We start from the raw sequence: 20450 nt of genomic DNA, 5'->3' as shown, positions 1-20450 counted from the left end.
CATCGCGACATGAACATCGTTCAGTATGTGCGGCGGCATTTCCAAACTGGGTGCCTGAGCCGGCAACGACAGATGGGCCAGTTCCGCAAGTTCATTACGCCAGCGCTGGAAACGAAACGCACCGTTCCTATTTGCTCCTTGTCATCACATTCTTCTGGAGCTTCGCCATGCGTTACAATCAGCTTGGAAATACGGGGATGTTCGTCTCCGAACTGTGTCTCGGCACCATGACCTTCGGCGCCGCCGGCGAAAATGCCCAATGGGGCCTGATCGCCAGCCTCGACCAGAAGGGCGTCAACGAGATCGTCGGCCGCTCGATTGCCGCCGGCGTCAATTTCTTCGACACGGCCGACGTCTATTCCTTCGGTCAATCCGAGCGCTTGCTCGGCCAGTCGCTCAGGGACCTCGGCGTTGCCAGATCGAGCGTGGTCATCGCCACCAAGGTGCATGGCGCGATGGGCGACGGCCCGAACCAGCGCGGCTCCTCGCGCGGCCACATCATGGACTCGGTCGATGCCAGCCTCGAACGGCTGCAGCTCGATCACATCGATCTCTACCAGTTGCACGGCACCGACGCGGTGACGCCGATCGACGAGACGCTGCGGGCGCTCGATGATCTGGTTGCCAGCGGCAAGGTCCGCTACGTCGGCGTCTCCAACTGGCAAGCCTGGCGCATCGCCAAGGCGCTCGGCATCGCCGACCGCAAGGGCTTTGCCCGCTTCGAGACCATCCAGTCCTATTACTCGATCGCCGGCCGCGACCTCGAACGCGAGATCGTGCCGCTGATCAACGAGGAAAAGCTCGGCCTGATGGTGTGGTCGCCGATGGCCGGCGGCCTGCTCTCCGGCAAATACGGCCCCGGCGCGCCCGGCAATGGCGAGGGCCGCCGCGCGTCCTTCAACTTCCCGCCGGTCAACGAGGATCGTGCCTGGGCGGCCGTCGCCGTCATGCGCGAGATCGCCAAAAAGCATGATGTCAGCGTTGCCACGGTGGCGCTCGGCTATGTCCTGGCCAAGCCCTTCGTGATGAGTGTCATCATCGGCGCCAGCCGCATGGACCAGCTCGAACAGAACCTTGCCGCGACCGAAGTGAAACTGGACACCGACGATCTTGTCCGTCTCGACGAGGTCAGCGCGCTGCCGGCCGAATATCCCGGCTGGATGGTCGAGCGCCAGGCGGCTGGCCGCCGGCCGGCGCCGTTCACGCCGAAGGCCTGATCGTCTTCGAACTGCTTCGAAAGCCGCGTGTCGCCGACACGCGGCTTTCGATGTTTCTCAACGCATGTCGCCCAAAAGTGACCTCGGTTTTGGGAGAACGACATGCATAGAAACAAATGCCTAAAGCGCGTCGCATGATTCCGTTTCAACGCGACGCGCTTTAGAGACGAACTGTTTCAGAGAGAAAATCCAGAAAGGCCCGTACCCGGGCCGGCAAATGCTTGCCCTGGCCGACATAGACGGCATGCGTTGCTTCCAGATCGCCAGGGTTGAAGTCTTCCAGCAACGGCACAAGACGGCCGGCGGCAATGTCAGGCTCTACATGCCAAAGCGCCAGCCGGGCGATGCCGGCCCCGGCCACCGTCGTCTGCCGCATCGCCTCGCCATCGGTCAGCGTCAGGTTGCCGACAACCGGGACAAGGATCGACGCGCCTGCCGCGTCCACAAAGGGCCAGCCGTCGATATGCCGCGCGAAGCCGAAGGCCAGCATGTTGTGGCGCCCGAGATCGGACAGAGTGCGCGGTGTCCCGCGCGCTTCGAGATAGGAAGGCGCCGCGACCAGCACCATCCGGCTCTGACCAAGCTTGCGCGCCACCAGCCGTGATTCGCGAAGTGGCCCGGCGCGTATGGCGACGTCGGCGCGCTCCTCCAGAAGGTCGATCACGCTGTCGGTCAGCATGGCCTCCACGGAAATCTCGGGATAGCGCTCCAGAAACCGCGGCAGCAGCGACATCAGCCTGTGTTGGCCGAACGGCACGTAGCTGTTGACCCTCAGCCTGCCGCGCGGCGCCGCCCCAGCCGCCGCTTCGCGCTCGGCTGCGTCCATGTCGGCGAGAATGCGCACCCCGCTGTCGAAAAAAACCGTCCCCTCCGGCGTGAGCTGCAATTTGCGCGTCGAGCGGCTGATGAGCCGCGCGCCGAGCCGCGCCTCCAGCCGCGCGATCAGCTTGCTCACCGCCGACGGCGCCATGCGCAAGCCGCGCGCCGCGGCGGAAAAGCTGCCCGCCTCGACGACGCGGACAAACACTTCGATCTCGCCGGAGCGGTTGATGTCAGGTCTCGCCATTTGTGAATCTATTTCACAGACAATGTGCCCGACGCAAGTCTGGTTCACAGTGCATGGCGACACGATCTTCCCTGTCGGGGCGCGGGGTTGGACAAGGCGCCCATCGCCTTAGGCCCGTCTGGAAAGTGGAAACCGCCATGCCTCTTGCTCTCTACGCCCTCGCTGCCGGGGCCTTCGGCATCGGCGTCACCGAATTCGTCATCATGGGTCTGCTGCTCGATGTCAGTAAGGATCTCGGCGTCTCGATCTCGTCCGCCGGCCAGCTCATTTCAGGCTATGCGCTGGGCGTCGTCATCGGCGCGCCGCTGCTCACCATCGCTACCGGCAACTGGCCGCGCAAGACCGTGCTTCTGGCACTGATGGCGATCTTCACGATTGGCAATCTCGCTTGTGCCCTGGCTCCCGACTACTGGACGCTGATGGGCGCCCGCATCATCACCGCCTTTGCCCACGGCACTTTCTTCGGCGTCGGCTCGGTGGTCGCCACAGGTCTGGTCGCGCCCAACAGGAAGGCTTCGGCGATCGCGCTGATGTTCACTGGCCTGACCGTCGCCAACATCCTCGGCGTGCCCTTCGGCACATGGCTTGGCCAGGCCTTCAGCTGGCGCGCGAGCTTCTGGGCGGTGACCGCGGTCGGCCTGGCGGCCTTCGCCGTCATCCTGACACTGGTGCCGCGCAGCCAAGCGGCTCCTGAGAAGAGCGACCTGCGCGCCGACCTCGCCGTGCTGCGCCGCACGCCTGTGCTGCTCGGCCTCGCCACCACCGTGCTTGGCTATGCCGGCGTCTTCGCCGTCTTCACCTACATCGCGCCGTTGCTGACCCAGATCAGCGGCTTCAAGGAAGCGGCCGTATCGCCGATCCTACTCGTCTTCGGCGGCGGCCTCATCGCCGGCAATTTGCTTGGCGGCAAGGTCGCCGACCGCTGGCTGGTGCCGGCGGTGCTCAGCAGTCTCGTGGTGCTCGCCCTGGTGCTCGCTACGATGAGCTTCGCCATCCACAGCCAGGTCATGGCCGTGATCTATGTCGGCCTGCTTGGCGCCGCCGCTTTTGCCACCGTGGCGCCGCTGCAGATGTGGGTGCTGGAAAAGGCGCAAGGCGCCGGCCAGAGCCTCGCCTCTTCCTTCAACATCGCCGCCTTCAATCTCGGCAATGCCGCCGGCGCCTGGCTCGGCGGCACGGTCATCGCCCACGGCCTCGGCTTGGGTTCGCTCACCTGGGTCGCCGCCCTGCTGCCGGTCGCGGCCCTCGGCGTGGCCGGGCTGGCGCTGCGCCTCGATCGCAGCCCGGCGCTCGGCGAGCCGGCCTCTATCTGCTCGTAAGCTCTCCCGCAAATCCGTTTTCGACGTCATCAGGAGTAAAAGATGGACTATCGACGTCTCGGCGCATCAGGCCTGAAAGTGCCCGCACTCTCATTTGGAGCAGGAACCTTCGGCGGCTCCGGTCCGCTGTTCGGCGCCTGGGGCAACAGCGATGCCGTCGAAGCACGGCGGCTGATCGACATCTGCCTCGAGGCCGGCGTCAATCTGTTCGACACCGCCGACGTCTATTCGAACGGCGCCTCGGAAGAGGTGCTCGGCGACGCGATCAAAGGCCGCCGCGATGCCGTGCTGATCTCGACCAAGACCGCGCTCCCGATGGGCGATGGACCCGAGGACTACGGCTCGTCGCGTTCAAGGCTGATCAAATCCGTGGAGGCCGCGCTGAAGCGCCTCGGCACCGACTACATCGACCTGTTGCAGCTGCATGCCTTCGACGCAGGCACGCCGATCGAGGAGGTTCTGTCGACGCTGGACGAACTCGTGCGTGCCGGCAAGCTGCGCTATATCGGCGTCTCCAATTTCTCCGGCTGGCAAGTGATGAAATCGCTGGCGCAGGCCGACAAGCACGGCTACCCGCGCTATGTCGCGCACCAGGTCTACTACTCGCTGGTCGGGCGCGACTATGAATGGGAGCTGATGCCGCTCGGCCTCGACCAGGGCGTCGGCGCGCTGGTCTGGAGCCCGCTCGGCTGGGGCCGCTTGACCGGCAAGATCCGCCGTGGCCAGCCTCTGCCGGAAAAGAGCCGGCTGCACGACACGGCAAGCTTCGGCCCGCCGGTCGAGGACGAACATCTTTACCGGGTGATGGACGCGCTCGACGCGGTGGCGCAGGAAACCGGCAAGACCGTGCCGCAGATCGCCATCAACTGGCTGTTGCAGCGCCCGACTGTTTCATCGGTCATCATCGGCGCGCGCAACGAGGAGCAATTGCGCCAGAATCTCGGCGCCATTGGTTGGACGCTGACGCCGGAGCAGATCGGGAGACTGGACGCCGCAAGCGAAGTCACCGCGCCCTACCCGTATTTCCCCTATCGCCGCCAGGAAGCCTTCGCCCGGCTGAACCCGCCGACGGTGTGAGCGATGGCTGATTCAGCTCAGACGCTTGTAGTTGGCCGCGGTCTCAGAGGTTCGTCATCCTAGGGCGAAGCAGGAGCGCAGCTCCGTCGCGGAGACCCTAGGATCCATGCCGCGACTTCGATCTCAGATGCAACGGAGCATGATACTGCACAGTTGCGACGCCTTGAGGTCGCGGCATGGATCCTCGGGTCTGCGCTGCGTCGCTACGCTCCTTGCTCCGCCCGTGGATGACGAAACGACGGCGTGTTCCGCCAATCACTCCGAGCTCTTCAGTGCAGCACGAATTCGCCGTCCACCTTGCGCCATTCATTCGGCGCGATCAGCTTCTGGTGCGTGTAGCTGACCGAATGCAACGGCCCATCGAGCCTGGTCTTCCAGAACTCGATGAACTTGATCAGCACCGGGAACGTCGGCGCGATGTCGTAGTCCTGCCAGATATAGCTCTGCAGCAGATGCGGATGATCGGGAAAGTGATAAAGAATCTTGGCCGTGGTCAAGCCATAGCCTTTGAGCATCAAGTCCATTTCGGAATGGTCATGCATTGCAGCCCCCTAGGTCGATTCTCCTTCCTCCCGACATCACATTGTGCGCTTTGTTATTTAACTGTCTATTGATTTTTCCTCATCATATCCGGGTTTTCTGCGCGAAAACATGCAGTTAGCAGCGAACCCGTTCGAGTGCTGACAGGCCCGGAAAGCCCCCCTGCGGCATCCCGCCACGCAAATCCAACGTCTAATGTTGCCGTTGCGGCGGAACTGGTAATAATGCCGCCGAATTCGCGGCCGCTTTGCCGCGATCCCGCCGGCGGTTCAAGCCGGCGGATTGGTTCGGGAGGAAAGTCAGGAATGTCCGAGGTTAATGTCCATCGCGTCCAGCCGGCGTGGAAGAAGAATGCGCTGATCGACAACGAAACCTATCTCAAATGGTATGCCGACAGCATCAAGAACCCGGACAAGTTCTGGGGCAAGCACGGCAAGCGTATCGACTGGTTCAAGCCCTTCAGCAAGGTCAAGAACACCTCCTTCGACGGCAAGGTCTCGATCAAATGGTTCGAGGACGGGCTGACTAACGTTTCCTACAACTGCATCGACCGCCACCTGAAGAAGCGGGGCAACCAGACCGCCATCATCTGGGAAGGCGACAATCCCTACGACGACAAGAAGATCACCTATAACGAGCTTCATGAGCATGTCTGCCGGCTCGCCAATGTGATGAAGAAGCACGGCGTCAAGAAGGGCGACCGCGTCACCATCTACATGCCGATGATCCCGGAGGCCGCCTATGCGATGCTGGCCTGCACGCGCATCGGCGCCATCCATTCGATCGTCTTCGGCGGCTTCTCGCCGGATGCGCTGGCCGGCCGCATCGTCGACTGCGAATCGACCTTCGTCATCACATCAGATGAGGGCCTGCGCGGCGGCAAGCCGATCCCGCTGAAGGACAACACCGACAAGGCGATCGACATCGCCGCCAGGCATCATGTGATGGTCAAGAACGTCGTCGTCGTGCGCCGCACCGGCGGCAAGGTCGGCTGGGCTCCGGGCCGCGATGTCTGGTACCACGACGAGATCGCTTCAGTTAAGGCCGAGTGCAAGCCCGAGAAGATGAAGGCGGAGGATCCGCTGTTCATCCTCTACACGTCGGGCTCGACCGGCCAGCCAAAGGGCGTGCTGCACACCACGGCCGGCTATCTGGTCTACGCCTCGATGACCCACCAATATGTCTTCGACTATCATGACGGCGACATCTACTGGTGCACCGCCGATGTCGGCTGGGTCACCGGCCATAGCTACATCGTCTATGGCCCGCTCGCCAATGGCGCCACCACGCTGATGTTCGAAGGCGTGCCCAACTATCCCTCGCAATCGCGCTTCTGGGAAGTCATCGACAAGCACAAGGTCAACATCTTCTACACCGCGCCGACGGCGCTGCGCGCGCTGATGGGCGCCGGCGACGCCCCGGTGAAGAAGACATCGCGCAAATCGCTGCGCGTGCTCGGCACGGTCGGCGAACCGATCAACCCGGAAGCCTGGGAGTGGTATTTCAACGTCGTCGGCAACGGCAAGGTGCCGATCGTCGACACCTGGTGGCAGACCGAGACCGGTGGCATCTTGATCACGCCGCTGCCGGGCGCCACCGATCTCAAGCCAGGCTCGGCGACAAGGCCCTTCTTCGGCGTCACGCCGCAGCTGGTCGACGGTGAAGGCAAGGTGCTGGAAGGTGCCGCCGACGGCAACCTCTGCATCACCGATTCCTGGCCTGGCCAGATGCGCACCGTCTATGGCGATCACGACCGCTTCGTGCAGACCTATTTTTCCACCTACAAGGGCAAGTATTTCACCGGCGACGGCTGCCGCCGCGACGCCGACGGCTATTACTGGATCACCGGCCGCGTCGACGACGTCATCAACGTCTCGGGGCACCGCATGGGCACGGCCGAAGTCGAATCGGCATTGGTCAGCCATGACAAGGTCTCCGAGGCCGCCGTCGTCGGCTATCCCCATGACATCAAGGGCCAGGGCATCTACAGCTACGTCACCCTGATGAAAGGCGCCGAGCCGACCGAGGATTTGCGCAAGGACCTCATCGCCCATGTCCGCAAGGAGATCGGCGCCATCGCATCGCCCGACAAGATCCAGTTCTCACCAGGCCTGCCCAAGACACGCTCGGGCAAGATCATGCGCCGCATCCTGCGCAAGATCGCCGAGGACGACTTTGCCGCCTTGGGCGATACCTCGACGCTCGCCGATCCGGCTGTTGTCGACGACCTGATCGCCAACCGGCAGAACAAGAAGGGCTGATGCGGGACGAGGCTTTGCTCGGCACTGTCAGCGAACTCTGGCGCTATCCGGCAAGCTCGCTTGCCGGAGAACGCCTGGACGCGATCTCGGTCGCGCTCGAAAGCATCGAGGGCGATCGCATGTTCGGCCTCGTCGATACCTTAGACAATGAGATCGCACGGCCCGACCGCGAAGCGAAATGGCACAAGGTGCCGTTGATCCGCACCCGGCTGGCCAATGGTCGTGAACTGGAGATCGCCGTGCCTGGCGGTGACTGGCTGAGCGCACCCGGCGCCGAATGCGACCGCGCAGTATCAGCCCATCTCGGCTTCGCGGCCTCGATCCGGCCGTTCGGCCGGGAGAATGCACCGTCGGCCTATGCCGGTCCGCTCACGCAGGCGCGCTATCGCAAGGCGCCGATCCATCTCTTGACCACCGCTTCGCTGGCGCGCCTGAAGGCGTTGCATCCGGAAGGCGCCGCCGACCCGCGCCGCTTCCGCCCCAATATCGTGGTCGACATGGCGGCGATCGAAGGTTCGTTTCCGGAGACGGAGTGGATCGGCCGCAAGCTCGCGGTCGGCGAATTGATGCTGACGATCTCCGAACCATGCCGCCGCTGCGGCTTCACCATCATCGCCCAGGATGGTTTCGACCACGATCCCGGGATCCTGCGCAATCTGGTCCGCCACAACGCGCATAATCTCGGGGTGTATTGCACGGTCGACCGGCCGGCACGTGTCGCTGTCGGCGACACGATGCGGTTCGTGTAGGATGTGATTTCGTCATTCTAGGGCGAAGCAAGGTGCGAAGCGACGCGGCGCAGACCCTAGAATCCATGCCGTGACGCCAACGCGTTGCAACAGTTCAGAAATTTCTTCCGCTGCATTCCCCGGCTGATGTCGCGGCATGGATCCTCGGGTCAAGCCCGAGGATGACGAAGCGTGGGGGTTCCGGCGCTGGATCAGACACCTCACTCCCGATACAGGTCCGCCCGCGTTGGCGGCAGCCCGCTCGGGCCGCGTGCGCGTTTGGTGGCGACGGTTTGGAATATCTGGGCCGAGGCGCGCTCGAAGGTGATCGAGCAACCCGTCAGGTAGAGCAGCCACAGCCGCGCCTTGGCCTCGCCGACCTCGGCGATCGCCTCATCGAAGCGGGCATGCAGGCGCTCGGCCCACAGCCTGCAGGTGCGGGCATAATGCTCGCGCAGGTTCTCGACATCGTAGACGAGAAAGCCGTGCGCCTCGAGATTGCCGAGCGTCATGCCGATCGTGTCGAGTTCACCGCCGGGAAAGATGTATTTGATCAGCGCCTTGTATTCCGGCCCCTTGCGCAGGGTCTTCTTCATGTCGCCCTTGCTGCGCCTGGTGATGGCATGATGCAGATAGACGCCGCCCGGCTTCAGCAGCCGGTGGACGGTGGAAAAGTAGGCGGCGTGATTGGCGATACCCAGATGCTCGAACATGCCGATCGACGATATCTTGTCGAAGGTTCCGGTGAGCTCGGCATAGGACTTTATCTCGATGGTGATCTTGTCCTCCAGACCCTCGGCGCGAATGCGCTCACGGGCGAGTTTCGTCTGGGCTTCCGACAGCGAGACGCCGTGGCCGGTGACGCCGTAATTTTTCGCGGCATGGATCAGCATCGCTCCCCAGCCGCAGCCGATGTCGAGCAGCCTTTCGCCGGGCTTCAGACGCAGCTTGCGGCAGATGTGGTCGAGCTTGTCGGCCTGCGCTTCATCGATGCCATTGGCGAAATCCTTGAAGTAGCCGCAGCTATAGACCATGCGCTCGTCGAGGAAGAGCCGGTAGAAGGCGTTCGAGATGTCATAATGATGCTGGATCGCCTCCTTGCTCGATCCGCTGACGAAAGGGTTTCGTCCGGCAAGCTCGACCCGCGCCGTCATCTGCTTTCTCGAAAACAGAACGGCGGGCAGGTCACGCAGGATTGCCAGTTTCGGCAATGCCTTGAGTTTCGACCTGAGCTTGCCCTGCGAAGGCAGGGCATAGAAATCGAACAGCGATCCGTCTTCGATATCGACCGCCTTGGAAATCCACATCTCGATCAGGGTCGAGAAATTCGGCCGGCGGACCAATTGCCAGACGATGTCCTGATCGTTGATGGCGAGAACCGGCCCGTCGGCGGGGCCGATCCGCTCGCCGGTCCACAGCCTGACGGCAAAACCCGGCTTCAGCGCTTCGATCACCGTTCGAACGATGCGCGCGGCTCTTTCGGTGGCGTCCATGCTCGTTCCCCACGGCCCGATGGCGCGATCTTGTCTGTTTGAGACGTGGATCGCAAGCCGGAGCACGCGGATTTGGCCTGGCGGCGTTTTTCCGCGGGGTGACTTTTTCGGCACTGCACCTTGCCATTTGCTGCAATGCACCCCATCATGAAGATGTGTTCAACAAATCGAAAGGAGGTGATCCGATGTCGAGTGATTTCGTTTTCCAGAACGTGGCCTCGCAGGATTGCACTTTCGGGAAGCAGTCTTCCCGTTAAGGCGCGAGATGCGCGGCGGGTGACCCCTGGGTTGCCGCCATGGGCCGCGCCACGGACGGAAACACGGAAGGCCGCCGGCTTCGAAAGAAGCGGCGGCCTTTTCCTTTTGGGCCAACGTCCTATTTCGTCAACGCAAGCGTTTCGATGTTGCGGGCGATTGTCTGAAATGCGGTATCCAATTCAGTGCCGTCAGCGGCCTGGTAGAAGTGCTTGACCGAACCCGTATCGGGGCTGGCACAAGCCTGCAATGTCGCGGCTGCGTTTACCTCATCGAGTTTGAAGCCGATCGTGAAGATCTCTATGCCTTTGTCGCGCATGGCGGCGCAGAGCTTTGTCGCCGCCGTGCGGGTCGTTTCCTTGCCGGCATCGTTGTAAACTCCGTCAACGCTGGTGGCGTCGAAATAGGACAGGTTGAACTCGCCGTCCGTCATCAGGATCACGTATTTGCCGACTTTCTTCGGATCGGCCTTGGCTGGCCGCTGCGAAGCATTGAGCACGCTGCCCCAGCTTTCCGAGAGCATGTACCAGGTCCACTGGACGCCGATATGGCCGGCGGTGCCGCCCGAAGCGACAAGATCCTTAATGACATTCTTGAGCGTCGCGGCGTCGGCCGTCAAAGGGACGAGCGCGGCGACTGGGCAAGCGGCGGTGCGTGTGTTCGTGGCAAAGCCCGACAACAGATAGTCGCGATTGACCATGCTCGAGTCGGGACCCGCGTCCGAATACTGATCGATACCCTTGCGCTCGGTGGCGCAATTATCCGGTCGCGGCGAAACCGAAGCAAGCCGAGCGCTTGCATTGCCCGGCGCCTGCTTGCGCTCGCTGGCGTTGGCTTCGAGGTAAACGCTGCTGGCCGCAAGCTGACCGGCATTGACCGAATTGGCATAGGGCACGATAGAAACGCGCACCCGCGGTTTGCTCGGATCCTGGTTGCCCAGGAAACTGTCCACCGCATTGGCAGCGGCTGTCTTCAGGTCCTTGATCTTCTGACCGGCCATCGATCCGGTCACATCGAGCATCATCGCCACTTCGATGGTCTTGTCCGAATAAAGTGCCGTCGTTGACGCAGTTACGCGTTTCGTCTCGCCCACGCCGAAAATCGGAAAGAACAAGGCGACGTCGACATGGGCGTCCACCTGGACCGTTTTCGCGATCTTGTCGACGATCAGCCTGTCGAGCACGACCTGACCGGCCTGCAGAATTCCCGCGGCCTCGTTGGCAGCAAGAAAGGCTTGCACCGACTTGTTGGCATCGGCTTCCTTGATGGCACCGGTCGTGATGTCGCGTGCCGTCGACGTCACCGCGGCGTCGACCACGCCTTGCAGGCTCGATCTGGTATTGTAGAGCTGCGAAATGTTGACCGAGAAGCCTGCGGCTAGCGCCAAGACCGAGGCAGCAAAGCCGAACAGGACCGCGAGATTTCCACCGCGATCTCTGGCTAACCCGCCGACCGCGTGAACAAGACCCCCGTAATTCCGCATCCAACAGCCTCCGCATGCCTCGGCCTCGTCGCCGCACCAAGGGCAATGCAGGATTCCGGCCGGACGATGCCGCGATGCGCCAGAGCACACGCTGCAAGCCATCAAGCTATTGTTTTTGTTTACTTTCGGCCATTGCGAAGGTGAATGATCGGTAAACAGGCGGACACCGCCACAGCTGCGTTAACCGACGGCTTACCATGCTCAAAGCGAAGCAATCACGGAATGCGGGGCGACGTCCTGTTGCGGCACAGGCCTCCTGTGCCGAAGCGGACCAACTGTCCCGAGACTGCTGGAGGCGAACGTGCGAGGGACTAGGCCAGCATCTGCGCGCTGACCGTCCTGTCGATGCCGTGGTAGGGCGGATTGAACAGCCTGCCTTCCTGTTCGTAGGTCCATACCTTGAACAAGGTAAGCCGGTGCGGGCCGAAACTGTGCAGCAGCGGCACGTCGGTGGCGTCGCGGCCGCGCGCGATGACGACGCGGCCGGTGCGAGGCCGGTTATGGCGCGGATCGAACGTGTACCACTTGCCCTCGAGGAACACCTCCATCCAGGCCGAGAAGTCCATCGGCGCCGGATCGGCCGGCACCCCGATGTCGCCGAGGTAGCCGTTCACATACCGCGCCGGAATGTTCATGCAGCGGCAGAGCGTGATCGCCAGATGGGCGTAGTCGCGGCAGACCCCGACCCGCTCCTCGTGTGCCTGTGCCGCCGTGCGGGTCGAGCGCGCATAGCCATAGCTGAATGACAGCCTATCATGGACATAGTCGACGATCGCCTGCACCCGCGCCCAGCCCGGCGGACCCCGACCAAAAAGCTGCCAGGCGAGATCGCTGAGGTGATCCGTTTCGCAATAGCGGCTGCCAAGGAGATAGATGAGCACCTCGTCGGGCAATTCGGCCACCGGCACTTCCCTGGCCAGCGGATTGACCTCGTCCGTCTCTCCGCTGTCTTCGACAACCGCATCGTAGAGGATACGGAAGGTGCCGCCAGGCGCGGTGAACCGGCGGCAGCCATTGCCGTGCAGATCATGATAGCGCCTGGTCGGAACCGAAGGCGAGGTCAAGACACGCGTCTGCCGCTTGATGTCGGCCTGCCTGTCCCTATGGATCTCGAGCAGCGAAATCACCGGAGTGGGCTCGGCGCATTCAATGGCAATCTCGTAGCCGAGCCGGATCAGCATCGCAGGTCCCCTTCGATCGTCATGGAAAGCAGGTGTCGTTGAAACGTCGCAGGGGTGCCGTGGTTCCCTGGACCGTCCGAAAAGACACCCTCGCGCCTTCCCATATCAGCACCGCGACGTTACGGTTGCGCGCCCTCCCTCGACCCCCTCCCGGACTTCAAGGAAAATCATGTTTGCTGGCAGAAAATTCGCCGCCTTCCTCTTCGACATGGACGGCACCCTCATCAATTCCATCGCCTCGGCGGAGCGGGTCTGGAGCGATTGGGCACGTCGCCAGGGCCTCGACGTCGCGGCCTTCCTGCCGACCATCCACGGCGTGCGGGCGATCGAGACCATCGCCGGCCTCGCCCTTCCAGGCGTCGACCCGGCGCATGAGGCCGACCTGCTGCTGAAGGCCGAGGCCGCCGATCTCGATGGCATTGTCCCGATCGCCGGCGCCGTGGCGTTCCTCAATGCGCTGCCGCCGGAGCGCTGGGCGATCGTGACCTCCGCGCCACGCGAACTGGCGCTCTTGCGCATGAAGGCTGCCGGAATACCGGTTCCTGCCGTTCTCGTCGCGGCGGAAGATGTTTCGCGCGGCAAGCCTGCGCCTGACTGCTTCCGGCTTGGCGCGGAACGGCTGGGCGTCGATGCGCGCGATTGCCTTGTGTTCGAGGACGCTCCGGCCGGCATAAGGGCAGCCGAGGCGGCCGGGGCTCCAGTCATGGTGATCAGCGCCACGCACCAGCATCCATTGCCGACGCAGCATGCCGCCATTGCAGGCTACGACGCGGTCGGCATCACCGTCGACGAACATGGCTGGCTTGCATTCGAACCGCAGCGCAACGCCGCCTGAAAATGCAATGCACGCCGTCCAAAGGTGTGTTCCTTAGAAGTCGCTGGTCAGACCCTTGATTTCCCAGTCGCCGTAGCGCCCGGGTTCCTTGCCACCACGGCCGCCGATTTCGCGGGGTAGCGCGGCTTCCTTGCGGCGATAATCTTGCCGCCTTGCCTCGGCTTCAGCCAGCGCGCGGCGGGCGGCGGGCGACAGCTCCCTTTGCGGCACTTGGTCGTCCGGGTCGGTGGACGTTTTACTGGTTTCGTCGTTCATGCGATATCTCAGGCGGATTGAAACAGGGGCAGGCGTTTCCCATCATATAGCGATGAGCTCACGGGGATCGACCCCCTTTCACCGCGTTTTGACAGGAGCAGACGATGAACACCATTCGCACCGCCATGCTTCTTGCCGCGATGACGGCGCTGTTCATGGGCGTCGGCTTCCTGATCGGCGGTTCGGGCGGCATGATGATCGCGCTGCTGATCGCCGCCGGCACCAACCTGTTCAGCTACTGGAACGCCGACAAGATGGTGCTGTCGATGAACCGCGCCGTCGAGGTCGACGAGAAGAACGCGCCGGAATATTACGCCATCGTCCAGGCGCTGGCCAAGCAGGCGGGGCTGCCAATGCCCAAGACCTATCTGATCGACAATCCGCAGCCGAATGCCTTCGCCACCGGCCGCAACCCCCAGAATGCGGCCGTTGCCGCTTCCACCGGCCTGCTGCAGCGGCTGACCCACGAAGAGGTCGCGGCCGTCATGGCGCACGAACTCGCCCATGTCCAGCACCGCGACACGCTGACAATGACCATCGTCGCCACCTTTGCCGGCGCCATCTCGATGCTCGGCAATTTCGCCTTTTTCCTTGGCGGCAACCGCGACAACAACCCGTTCGGCTTTGTCGGCGTGCTGGCTGCGATGATCGTGGCACCCTTCGCCGCGATGATCGTGCAGATGGCGGTCAGCCGCACCCGCGAATACGAAGCCGACCGGCGAGGCGCCGAAATCTGTGGACACCCGCTCTGGCTGGCATCCGCACTTGACAAGATCGCCCGCGGCGCCGAACGCATTCCCAACCCCGATGCCGAGCGCAATCCGGCGATGGCACATCTCTTCATCATCAATCCCCTGCACGGCGAGCGCATGGACAATCTGTTCTCCACCCATCCGAGCACCGAAAACCGCATCGCTGCCTTGCAGGCGATGGCTCAACGGAGCGGCAGCACGCAGCCTGCCCCGCGCCAGGCTCCCGCGCCGCGGCAGGCGGACGAACATCGGCCGTCCGGGCCATGGGGCCCGGCCCCGCAGCCGGAACAGCCGGCGGAGCCGGCCAGGCCGAAGCCCAATCCGTGGGGTCGCAACCCGACCGGGCCCAAAGGCCGGTGGTCGTGAGCGTGGCGGACAAAACACCTCGACGCACAGGCTCAGGCGATCAGCAATCCAATGACGGCGGCGAATTCGTCGCCGGCCTCGCCGCCCGCAAGGCGGCGGCGCGTTTGCTTGCCGCCGTCATCGATGCAAGAACGCCGCTCGACGGCCTGACCGACCACGAGAACGGCCACCCGCAATACAAGGCGCTCGATCTGCGCGACCGTGGCCTGGTGCGCGCCATCCTGGTCACCGCGCTGCGCTATCGCATGACCATCACGGGTTTGTTGGCCCGGCGCCTGGAAAAACCGCTGCCGCCCAACGCCACCGCTCTGTCCCATATCTTGCATGTGGCAGCAGCGCAGATCCTGTTCCTCGACGTTCCCGACAGCGCCGCCGTCGACCTGGCGGTGACCCATGCCAAATCCGATCCGCGCACGCAGCGTTTCTCGGGCCTGGTCAACGGCGTGCTGCGCACATTGGCGCGTGCCAAGGACACGGAACTGCCGGCCGTCCTCGCTACCACCGACGAAGCGCCAAAATGGTTTTCCGACCGGCTGAAGGCCGCCTACGGCGCGGACAAGGCCAGGCAGATCCTCGCCGCGCATCGGCATGAAGCGCCGGTCGACTTTTCGGTCAAGGCCGATCCCGAACTCTGGGCCGAAAAGCTCGGCGGCATTGTCCTGCCGACCGGTACGGTGCGCGTGGAGAAGCTTGCCGGCGCCGTCACCGAACTGCCCGGCTTCGCGGAGGGCGCCTGGTGGGTCCAGGATGCGGCGGCCAGCCTTCCCGCCCGGCTGTTTGGCGATGTCAGCGGACTGCGCGTCGCCGATCTCTGTGCCGCGCCCGGCGGCAAGACCGCTCAGCTGATCCTGGCCGGCGCCAAGGTCACCGCGGTCGACACCTCGAAGAACCGGCTGGCGCGGCTGGCGCAGAATCTCGACCGGCTCGGCCTCTCCGCCGAAATCGTCCAGGCCGACCTGCTCAAATACGAGCCGGCGGACCTGTTCGACGCCGTGCTGCTTGACGCGCCCTGCTCGTCGACCGGCACGGTGCGCCGGCATCCCGACGTGCCCTGGACCAAGACCGCGGCCGATGTCGAAAAACTCGCCGACCTGCAGCGCCGGCTGCTCGCCCGCGCCGTCACGCTGGTCAGGCTCGGCGGCCGGATCGTCTTTTCCAATTGCTCGCTCGACCCGCTCGAAGGCGAAGACCTGCATCGCGCTTTTCTCAAGGACACCGCGGCGGTCGTCGATGATCCGCTGCGGCAAGGCGAGATCGCCGGGGTCGATTCGTTCCTGACGGCGCAAGGCACGCTGCGCACAACACCCGCCGACCTCGATCTCGGTGCGCCGGAGCGTTCGGGGCTGGACGGCTTCTTCGCCGCGCGTATGCGTCGAACCAGGACCTAACCACAGGGATTTGCAGACTTTTTTAGGGAGGACCCGGTCCAAAAGCAGGGGACTCGGCGCCGTTCTAAGGAATTCGCCTTCGCATAAGTTCTTGAATCATATAAACTTATGCTGGGGTAGAGGACGACCAGGAGGGGTTTTGGCACTGGCTGCCAGCAGCACGACGCGTCTGTGGACGCTGGTCGCGAAGGAGTTTTGGCGCAAGACGCGCCGGCGCCTGCGCGCCGGCCCGGTCTATCGCTGGCGCTATTCCGGCCGCACGCCCGAACGCGTCCTGATCGCGCCGCCGGACCTGCGCCTCGCCGATCCGCAGATCGCGCTCGAAATCTATTACGGCCGCTATCCCCTGTCGGGACACCTGGTCGAGACCGGCGGCAAGTCGCCTTTCCAGATCAATGTCCCCAATCACGGCTGGCAAAAGACGTTGCATGGCTTCCGCTGGCTGCGCCACATGCGCGCCGCCGGCACCGAGCTTGCCGCCGCCAATGCCCGCGCCCTGGTTTCCGACTGGATCGTCATGCATGGCAGCCATATTTCGGGCATCGCCTGGGAACCAGGCACGGCGGCCAAGCGCATCATCGCCTGGCTGCAGCATTCTTCCATCGTGCTGCAGGGCGCCGAGTTTCCCTTCTATCGCGCCTTCCTGAAATCGCTCGCCATGCAGATCCGCTACCTCAGGTCGATGGCGCGCGAGATGCCCGACGGCAAGGACCGGCTGCGGGCCCGCATCGCGCTGGCCTTCGCGGCACTCTCTTTGCCGGCGACGGCCTCGGCGCTGCGCGGCGCCACCCGCAGCCTTGCCGAGGAGCTCAACCGACAGATCCTCGCCGACGGCGGCCATATCTCGCGCAATCCGATGACGGTGCTGGAAATCCTCGCCGACCTGTTGCCGCTGCGCCAGACCTACGCCAACCAGGCGGAAGCCCCGCCACAGGCGCTGATCGGCGCCATCGACCGCATGCTGCCGGCGCTGCGCTTCTTCCGCCACCAGGACGGCAGCCTCGCCCGCTTCAACGGCATGGGCGCCACCATCCACGACCGCATCGCCACCATCCTGCGCCATGACGACACGGCTGGCGCGCCGCTGCTGCACGCGCCGCATTCGGGTTATGAGCGCCTGTCCATGGGCGGCGTCACCGTCATCGCCGACACCGGCCTGCCGCCGCCGGTCGATGTTTCCAACGCCGCGCACGCCGGCTGCCTCGCCTTCGAACTGTCGTCCGGCCGCCAGCACTACATCGTCAACGCCGGCATCGACACCTATGGCGCCGCCGAGTTCCGGCCGCTGGCCCGCGCCACCGCCGCGCACTCGACCGCTACCATCAACGACACCTCGTCGGCACGGTTCAGCCACTCGCTGCGGGTCAACGATCTGCTCGGCTCGCCGCTGATCGGCGGCCCGCAGCATGTCCAGTGCAAGCGCATCGACCAGAAGGGCATCCAGGGCTTCATCGCCCGCCATGACGGCTATATCCAGCGTTTCGGCTTCCTGCATGAGCGCGAGCTGAAGCTGTCGTCGAACGGCAATGTGCTGGCCGGCAGGGACCGGTTCCAGCGGCCCGGCAATGCCGCGATCCGCAACAATGGGCGGGACTTCATCACCGTTCGCTTCCACGTCCATCCCGACATCAACCTTTTGCAGGACGAGCACGACCGCCTGGTACTGGCCGCCGATCAGGCCGACAGCTGGGTGTTCACGTCAAGCGAAGTGGTGCCCGAGGTCGAGGAATCGATCTATTTCGCCGGTCTTGGCGGCCCGCGCCGCAGCCGTCAGATCGTGCTCGCCTTCAAGGCCTCCGACGTGTCCGAAGTCCATTGGCAGCTGACGCGCACCAGCATCGCCGGCTATCCGGAAAACAACTGAGCCGCCGCGAAGCCAGTCGGCCCGCTCAAGCCTGCTGCGGGATACCGAAGGCGTCATAGGTGCTGAGCGTCGGCGGACCGGCGAAGGCGAAGCGGATCTTGCCGACCATCGCCGCCGCCTCGCCGCTGCGGTCATAGCGCTCTGCGTCCTCGGCCGTGCCCCAGACGGTGATCGCCATGAACGTGTCGCGCGCCTGGTGCTGCTGCAGCAGCACAGCGCTGATATTGCCGTTTGCGGCGCGGATGGCGGGGATCGCCTCGGCTTCGTAGACAGCCCGTAACCGCTCCGTCGTATCCGGCAACGCCCTGAATTGGCCAATACGGACAAATGCCATCGGTTTTCCTCCATCGCGAGGAGATGAGCCTATACTGGATGCCGTCAATTGCATATCAAACCGCCGAATGCTGCGCGGCGCTTGATTTCCGGGCCTCATGTGCTACGGCGCGGGCATCCATCACACCAGCCGTGAAAGGCCGCCAGCCCATGGCCGTCGCCGCCAAGAACATTCCCGCCCCGGACCTCGTTCCCGTCCGCCGTGCCCTGCTCTCCGTTTTCGACAAGACCGGCCTGATCGACTTCGCCAGGGCATTGGCCGCCGCCGGCGTCGAACTGGTCTCGACCGGCGGCACCGCCAAGGCGATCGCCGAGGCCGGCATGGAGGTGCGTGATGTTTCCGAGCTCACCGGCTTTCCCGAGATCATGGACGGCCGTGTCAAGACGCTGCATCCATCGGTGCATGGCGCGCTGCTTGGCGTGCGCGACGACCCCGAACATGCGGAGGCGATGCGCAAATACGGCATTGAGCCGATCGATCTGGTCGTCTCCAATCTCTATCCGTTCGAGGAAGTCCGCCGATCCGGCGCCGACTATGCCGCGATCGTCGAGAACATCGACATCGGTGGCCCGGCGATGATCCGCGCCTCGGCCAAGAACCACGCCTATGTCGCCATCGTCACAGATCCAAGCGACTACGCCTCGGTGCTCAACGCGCTGGAGATGAACATCGGCTCGCTGTCGCTGGATTTCCGCAAGAAGCTGGCGGCCAAGGCCTTTGCCCGCACCGCCACCTATGACGCGGCGATCTCCGGCTGGTTCGCCGAGGCGCTGGAGGTCGAGCATCCGACCTGGCGCGCCTTCGGCGGCAGGCTGGCCGAGGTGATGCGCTACGGCGAAAACCCTCATCAGGGCGCCGGCTTCTATGTCAATGGCGACAAGCGGCCGGGCGTCGCCACGGCGCGCCAGCTGCAGGGCAAGCAGCTGTCCTACAACAACATCAACGACACCGACGCCGCCTTCGAACTGGCCGGCGAGTTCGATCCTGCCCGCTCCGCCGCTGTCGCCATCATCAAGCACGCCAACCCGTGCGGTGTTGCCGAGGGCACCTCGCTGAAATCAGCCTACGCCAAGGCGCTCGCCTGCGACCCGGTCTCGGCCTTCGGCGGCATCGTTGCTCTCAATCGCACCCTCGATGCCGAGGCGGCCGAGGAGATCGTGAAGACCTTCACCGAGGTCATCATCGCGCCCGGCGCGACTGACGAGGCGGCGGCAATCGTCGCGGCCAAAAAGAACCTGCGCCTGCTGGTCACAGGCGGCTTGCCGGATCCGCGTTCGCCCGGCACGACGGTCAAATCCGTCGCCGGCGGCCTCCTCGTCCAGGGCAGGGACAATGCCGTGGTCGACGACCTCGAGCTGAAAGTCGTGACCAAGCGTGCACCGACGCCGGCCGAGATGGCCGACCTCAAATTCGCCTTCCGCGTCGCCAAGCACGTCAAGTCGAACGCCATCGTCTATGCCAGGGATGGTGCCACCGTCGGCATTGGCGCCGGCCAGATGAGCCGCGTCGATTCCTCGCGCATCGCCGCCCGCAAGGCGCTCGACGCAGCAGAGGCGGCGGGCCTTGCCGAACCGCTCACCAAGGGTTCGGTCGTCGCCTCCGACGCGTTCTTCCCCTTCGCTGACGGCTTGCTGTCGGCCATCGAAGCCGGCGCCACCGCCGTCATCCAGCCGGGCGGCTCGATGCGCGACGACGATGTCATCGCCGCCGCCGATGCGCACGGCATCGCCATGGTGTTCACGGGCGTCAGGCACTTCAGGCATTGAGCACTTTACCCTCCCCCTCGTGGGGAGGGTCGGCGAACGATTTTTGCGTAGCAAAATTCGCGAGACGGGGTGGGGGCTGCACCGCTCCCCCACCCCCCTCCGCCTCCGTGATCGACCCCCCCCTCCCCGCGCCGCGCACAGTCCACACTCCCGCCGACTCCGCCGTCCGCTGCGACCCGCGCCCCTCCCCAGTACCCCTCCCTGACATCCGGTCGCCCCCGCCCCCCCTCCGCCCCCAGGCCGCCCCTCCACCGCGCGTCCGCCCCCCGC

At 64.2% G+C, this 20450-nt stretch carries 17 protein-coding genes; 10 read left to right on the top strand and 7 right to left on the bottom strand.

Features of this window, described 5'->3' with window-relative positions:
- The first annotated feature begins 167 nt into the window (after positions 1–167).
- Positions 168–1217, top strand: coding sequence for an aldo/keto reductase (locus JT360_RS27005; protein ID WP_214475496.1), 1050 nt, complete (start codon positions 168–170; stop codon positions 1215–1217).
- Positions 1218–1377: 160 nt separating this feature from the next.
- Here the strand turns inward: JT360_RS27005 and JT360_RS27000 are convergent, their stop codons facing one another.
- On the bottom strand, positions 1378–2283 hold the full coding sequence (locus JT360_RS27000) for a LysR family transcriptional regulator (protein ID WP_214475494.1): 906 nt from the start codon (positions 2281–2283) through the stop codon (positions 1378–1380).
- Between the two features lie 137 nt (positions 2284–2420).
- On the opposite strand from JT360_RS27000, the gene JT360_RS26995 reads away from it, so the two are divergent.
- Both JT360_RS26995 and JT360_RS26990 read left to right on the top strand, forming a co-directional pair.
- The gene (locus JT360_RS26995; protein ID WP_214475492.1) at positions 2421–3602 is read left to right on the top strand and encodes an MFS transporter; all 1182 of its coding nucleotides are present in this window, start codon (positions 2421–2423) and stop codon (positions 3600–3602) included.
- A gap of 42 nt (positions 3603–3644) precedes the next feature.
- Positions 3645–4679 carry an aldo/keto reductase gene (locus tag JT360_RS26990; protein ID WP_214475491.1) on the top strand — a complete coding sequence of 345 codons (1035 nt, stop codon included), beginning with the start codon at positions 3645–3647 and terminating at the stop codon, positions 4677–4679.
- Positions 4680–4948: 269 nt separating this feature from the next.
- On the opposite strand, the gene JT360_RS26985 is transcribed toward JT360_RS26990, so the two are convergent.
- The gene (locus tag JT360_RS26985) at positions 4949–5221 is read right to left on the bottom strand and encodes an usg protein (protein ID WP_214475489.1); all 273 of its coding nucleotides are present in this window, start codon (positions 5219–5221) and stop codon (positions 4949–4951) included.
- A gap of 303 nt (positions 5222–5524) precedes the next feature.
- Between JT360_RS26985 and acs the strand changes: the two genes are divergently transcribed.
- Positions 5525–7480, top strand: coding sequence for an acetate--CoA ligase (gene acs, locus JT360_RS26980; RefSeq protein ID WP_214475487.1), 1956 nt, complete (start codon positions 5525–5527; stop codon positions 7478–7480).
- Complete coding sequence (locus JT360_RS26975; RefSeq protein ID WP_214475485.1) at positions 7480–8229, top strand: MOSC domain-containing protein; 750 nt, start codon at positions 7480–7482, stop codon at positions 8227–8229. The genes acs and JT360_RS26975 overlap by 1 nt, the downstream gene beginning before the upstream one ends.
- 200 nt (positions 8230–8429) lie before the next feature.
- On the opposite strand, the gene JT360_RS26970 is transcribed toward JT360_RS26975, so the two are convergent.
- The 3 genes from JT360_RS26970 to JT360_RS26960 form a co-directional block, all read right to left on the bottom strand.
- Positions 8430–9701: a class I SAM-dependent methyltransferase gene (locus JT360_RS26970; protein ID WP_214475483.1), complete on the bottom strand. Its 1272-nt coding sequence runs from the start codon at positions 9699–9701 to the stop codon at positions 8430–8432.
- Between the two features lie 376 nt (positions 9702–10077).
- Positions 10078–11439: a pilus assembly protein gene (locus JT360_RS26965; RefSeq protein ID WP_214475481.1), complete on the bottom strand. Its 1362-nt coding sequence runs from the start codon at positions 11437–11439 to the stop codon at positions 10078–10080.
- Positions 11440–11750: 311 nt separating this feature from the next.
- On the bottom strand, positions 11751–12620 hold the full coding sequence (locus tag JT360_RS26960) for a transglutaminase-like domain-containing protein (RefSeq protein ID WP_214475479.1): 870 nt from the start codon (positions 12618–12620) through the stop codon (positions 11751–11753).
- A gap of 169 nt (positions 12621–12789) precedes the next feature.
- Here JT360_RS26960 and JT360_RS26955 point away from each other — a divergent pair, with 169 nt between their 5' ends.
- Entirely contained in the window at positions 12790–13455 is a 666-nt protein-coding gene (locus tag JT360_RS26955; protein ID WP_214475476.1) for an HAD-IA family hydrolase, read from the top strand.
- A gap of 33 nt (positions 13456–13488) precedes the next feature.
- Here the strand turns inward: JT360_RS26955 and JT360_RS26950 are convergent, their stop codons facing one another.
- Positions 13489–13710, bottom strand: a complete 222-nt coding sequence (locus JT360_RS26950) for a DUF1674 domain-containing protein (RefSeq protein WP_214475475.1) — start codon at positions 13708–13710, stop codon at positions 13489–13491.
- A gap of 104 nt (positions 13711–13814) precedes the next feature.
- Here JT360_RS26950 and htpX point away from each other — a divergent pair, with 104 nt between their 5' ends.
- The 3 genes from htpX to JT360_RS26935 all read left to right on the top strand — a co-directional run bounded on the left by htpX (position 13815) and on the right by JT360_RS26935 (position 18080).
- Positions 13815–14828 (top strand): zinc metalloprotease HtpX, encoded by a 1014-nt coding sequence (htpX, locus tag JT360_RS26945; RefSeq protein WP_214475473.1) that lies wholly within the window; start codon positions 13815–13817, stop codon positions 14826–14828.
- Positions 14825–16216, top strand: coding sequence for an RsmB/NOP family class I SAM-dependent RNA methyltransferase (locus tag JT360_RS26940; RefSeq protein WP_214475471.1), 1392 nt, complete (start codon positions 14825–14827; stop codon positions 16214–16216). Before htpX ends, JT360_RS26940 begins: the two co-directional genes overlap by 4 nt.
- Before the next feature lie 139 nt (positions 16217–16355).
- A complete protein-coding gene (locus JT360_RS26935; protein WP_214475469.1) occupies positions 16356–18080 on the top strand; it encodes a heparinase II/III family protein in 1725 nt (574 codons plus the stop codon).
- A gap of 25 nt (positions 18081–18105) precedes the next feature.
- Here JT360_RS26935 and JT360_RS26930 read toward each other — a convergent pair whose 3' ends face one another.
- Positions 18106–18414, bottom strand: coding sequence for a putative quinol monooxygenase (locus JT360_RS26930; protein ID WP_214475467.1), 309 nt, complete (start codon positions 18412–18414; stop codon positions 18106–18108).
- A gap of 149 nt (positions 18415–18563) precedes the next feature.
- On the opposite strand from JT360_RS26930, the gene purH reads away from it, so the two are divergent.
- Entirely contained in the window at positions 18564–20180 is a 1617-nt protein-coding gene (purH, locus tag JT360_RS26925) for a bifunctional phosphoribosylaminoimidazolecarboxamide formyltransferase/IMP cyclohydrolase (RefSeq protein WP_214475465.1), read from the top strand.
- The last annotated feature ends 270 nt before the right edge of the window (positions 20181–20450 follow it).

The organism is Mesorhizobium sp. dw_380 (assembly GCF_018588885.1).
Taxonomy (GTDB): Bacteria; Pseudomonadota; Alphaproteobacteria; order Rhizobiales; family Rhizobiaceae; genus Mesorhizobium.
This window is presented reverse-complemented; position numbering and strand designations above follow the sequence as displayed.

What these genes read in the sequence shown, in the direction of transcription:
- JT360_RS26950 (WP_214475475.1), bottom strand. Translation starts at nt 13,710, where the DNA reads ATGAACGACGAAACCAGTAAAACGTCCACCGACCCGGACGACCAAGTG.
- JT360_RS26985 (WP_214475489.1), bottom strand. Translation starts at nt 5,221, where the DNA reads ATGCATGACCATTCCGAAATGGACTTGATGCTCAAAGGCTATGGCTTG.
- JT360_RS26970 (WP_214475483.1), bottom strand. Translation starts at nt 9,701, where the DNA reads ATGGACGCCACCGAAAGAGCCGCGCGCATCGTTCGAACGGTGATCGAA.
- JT360_RS26975 (WP_214475485.1), top strand. Translation starts at nt 7,480, where the DNA reads ATGCGGGACGAGGCTTTGCTCGGCACTGTCAGCGAACTCTGGCGCTAT.
- JT360_RS26990 (WP_214475491.1), top strand. Translation starts at nt 3,645, where the DNA reads ATGGACTATCGACGTCTCGGCGCATCAGGCCTGAAAGTGCCCGCACTC.
- JT360_RS26995 (WP_214475492.1), top strand. Translation starts at nt 2,421, where the DNA reads ATGCCTCTTGCTCTCTACGCCCTCGCTGCCGGGGCCTTCGGCATCGGC.
- JT360_RS27000 (WP_214475494.1), bottom strand. Translation starts at nt 2,283, where the DNA reads ATGGCGAGACCTGACATCAACCGCTCCGGCGAGATCGAAGTGTTTGTC.
- JT360_RS26965 (WP_214475481.1), bottom strand. Translation starts at nt 11,439, where the DNA reads ATGCGGAATTACGGGGGTCTTGTTCACGCGGTCGGCGGGTTAGCCAGA.
- JT360_RS26930 (WP_214475467.1), bottom strand. Translation starts at nt 18,414, where the DNA reads ATGGCATTTGTCCGTATTGGCCAATTCAGGGCGTTGCCGGATACGACG.
- JT360_RS26960 (WP_214475479.1), bottom strand. Translation starts at nt 12,620, where the DNA reads ATGCTGATCCGGCTCGGCTACGAGATTGCCATTGAATGCGCCGAGCCC.
- JT360_RS27005 (WP_214475496.1), top strand. Translation starts at nt 168, where the DNA reads ATGCGTTACAATCAGCTTGGAAATACGGGGATGTTCGTCTCCGAACTG.
- purH (WP_214475465.1), top strand. Translation starts at nt 18,564, where the DNA reads ATGGCCGTCGCCGCCAAGAACATTCCCGCCCCGGACCTCGTTCCCGTC.
- htpX (WP_214475473.1), top strand. Translation starts at nt 13,815, where the DNA reads ATGAACACCATTCGCACCGCCATGCTTCTTGCCGCGATGACGGCGCTG.
- acs (WP_214475487.1), top strand. Translation starts at nt 5,525, where the DNA reads ATGTCCGAGGTTAATGTCCATCGCGTCCAGCCGGCGTGGAAGAAGAAT.
- JT360_RS26955 (WP_214475476.1), top strand. Translation starts at nt 12,790, where the DNA reads ATGTTTGCTGGCAGAAAATTCGCCGCCTTCCTCTTCGACATGGACGGC.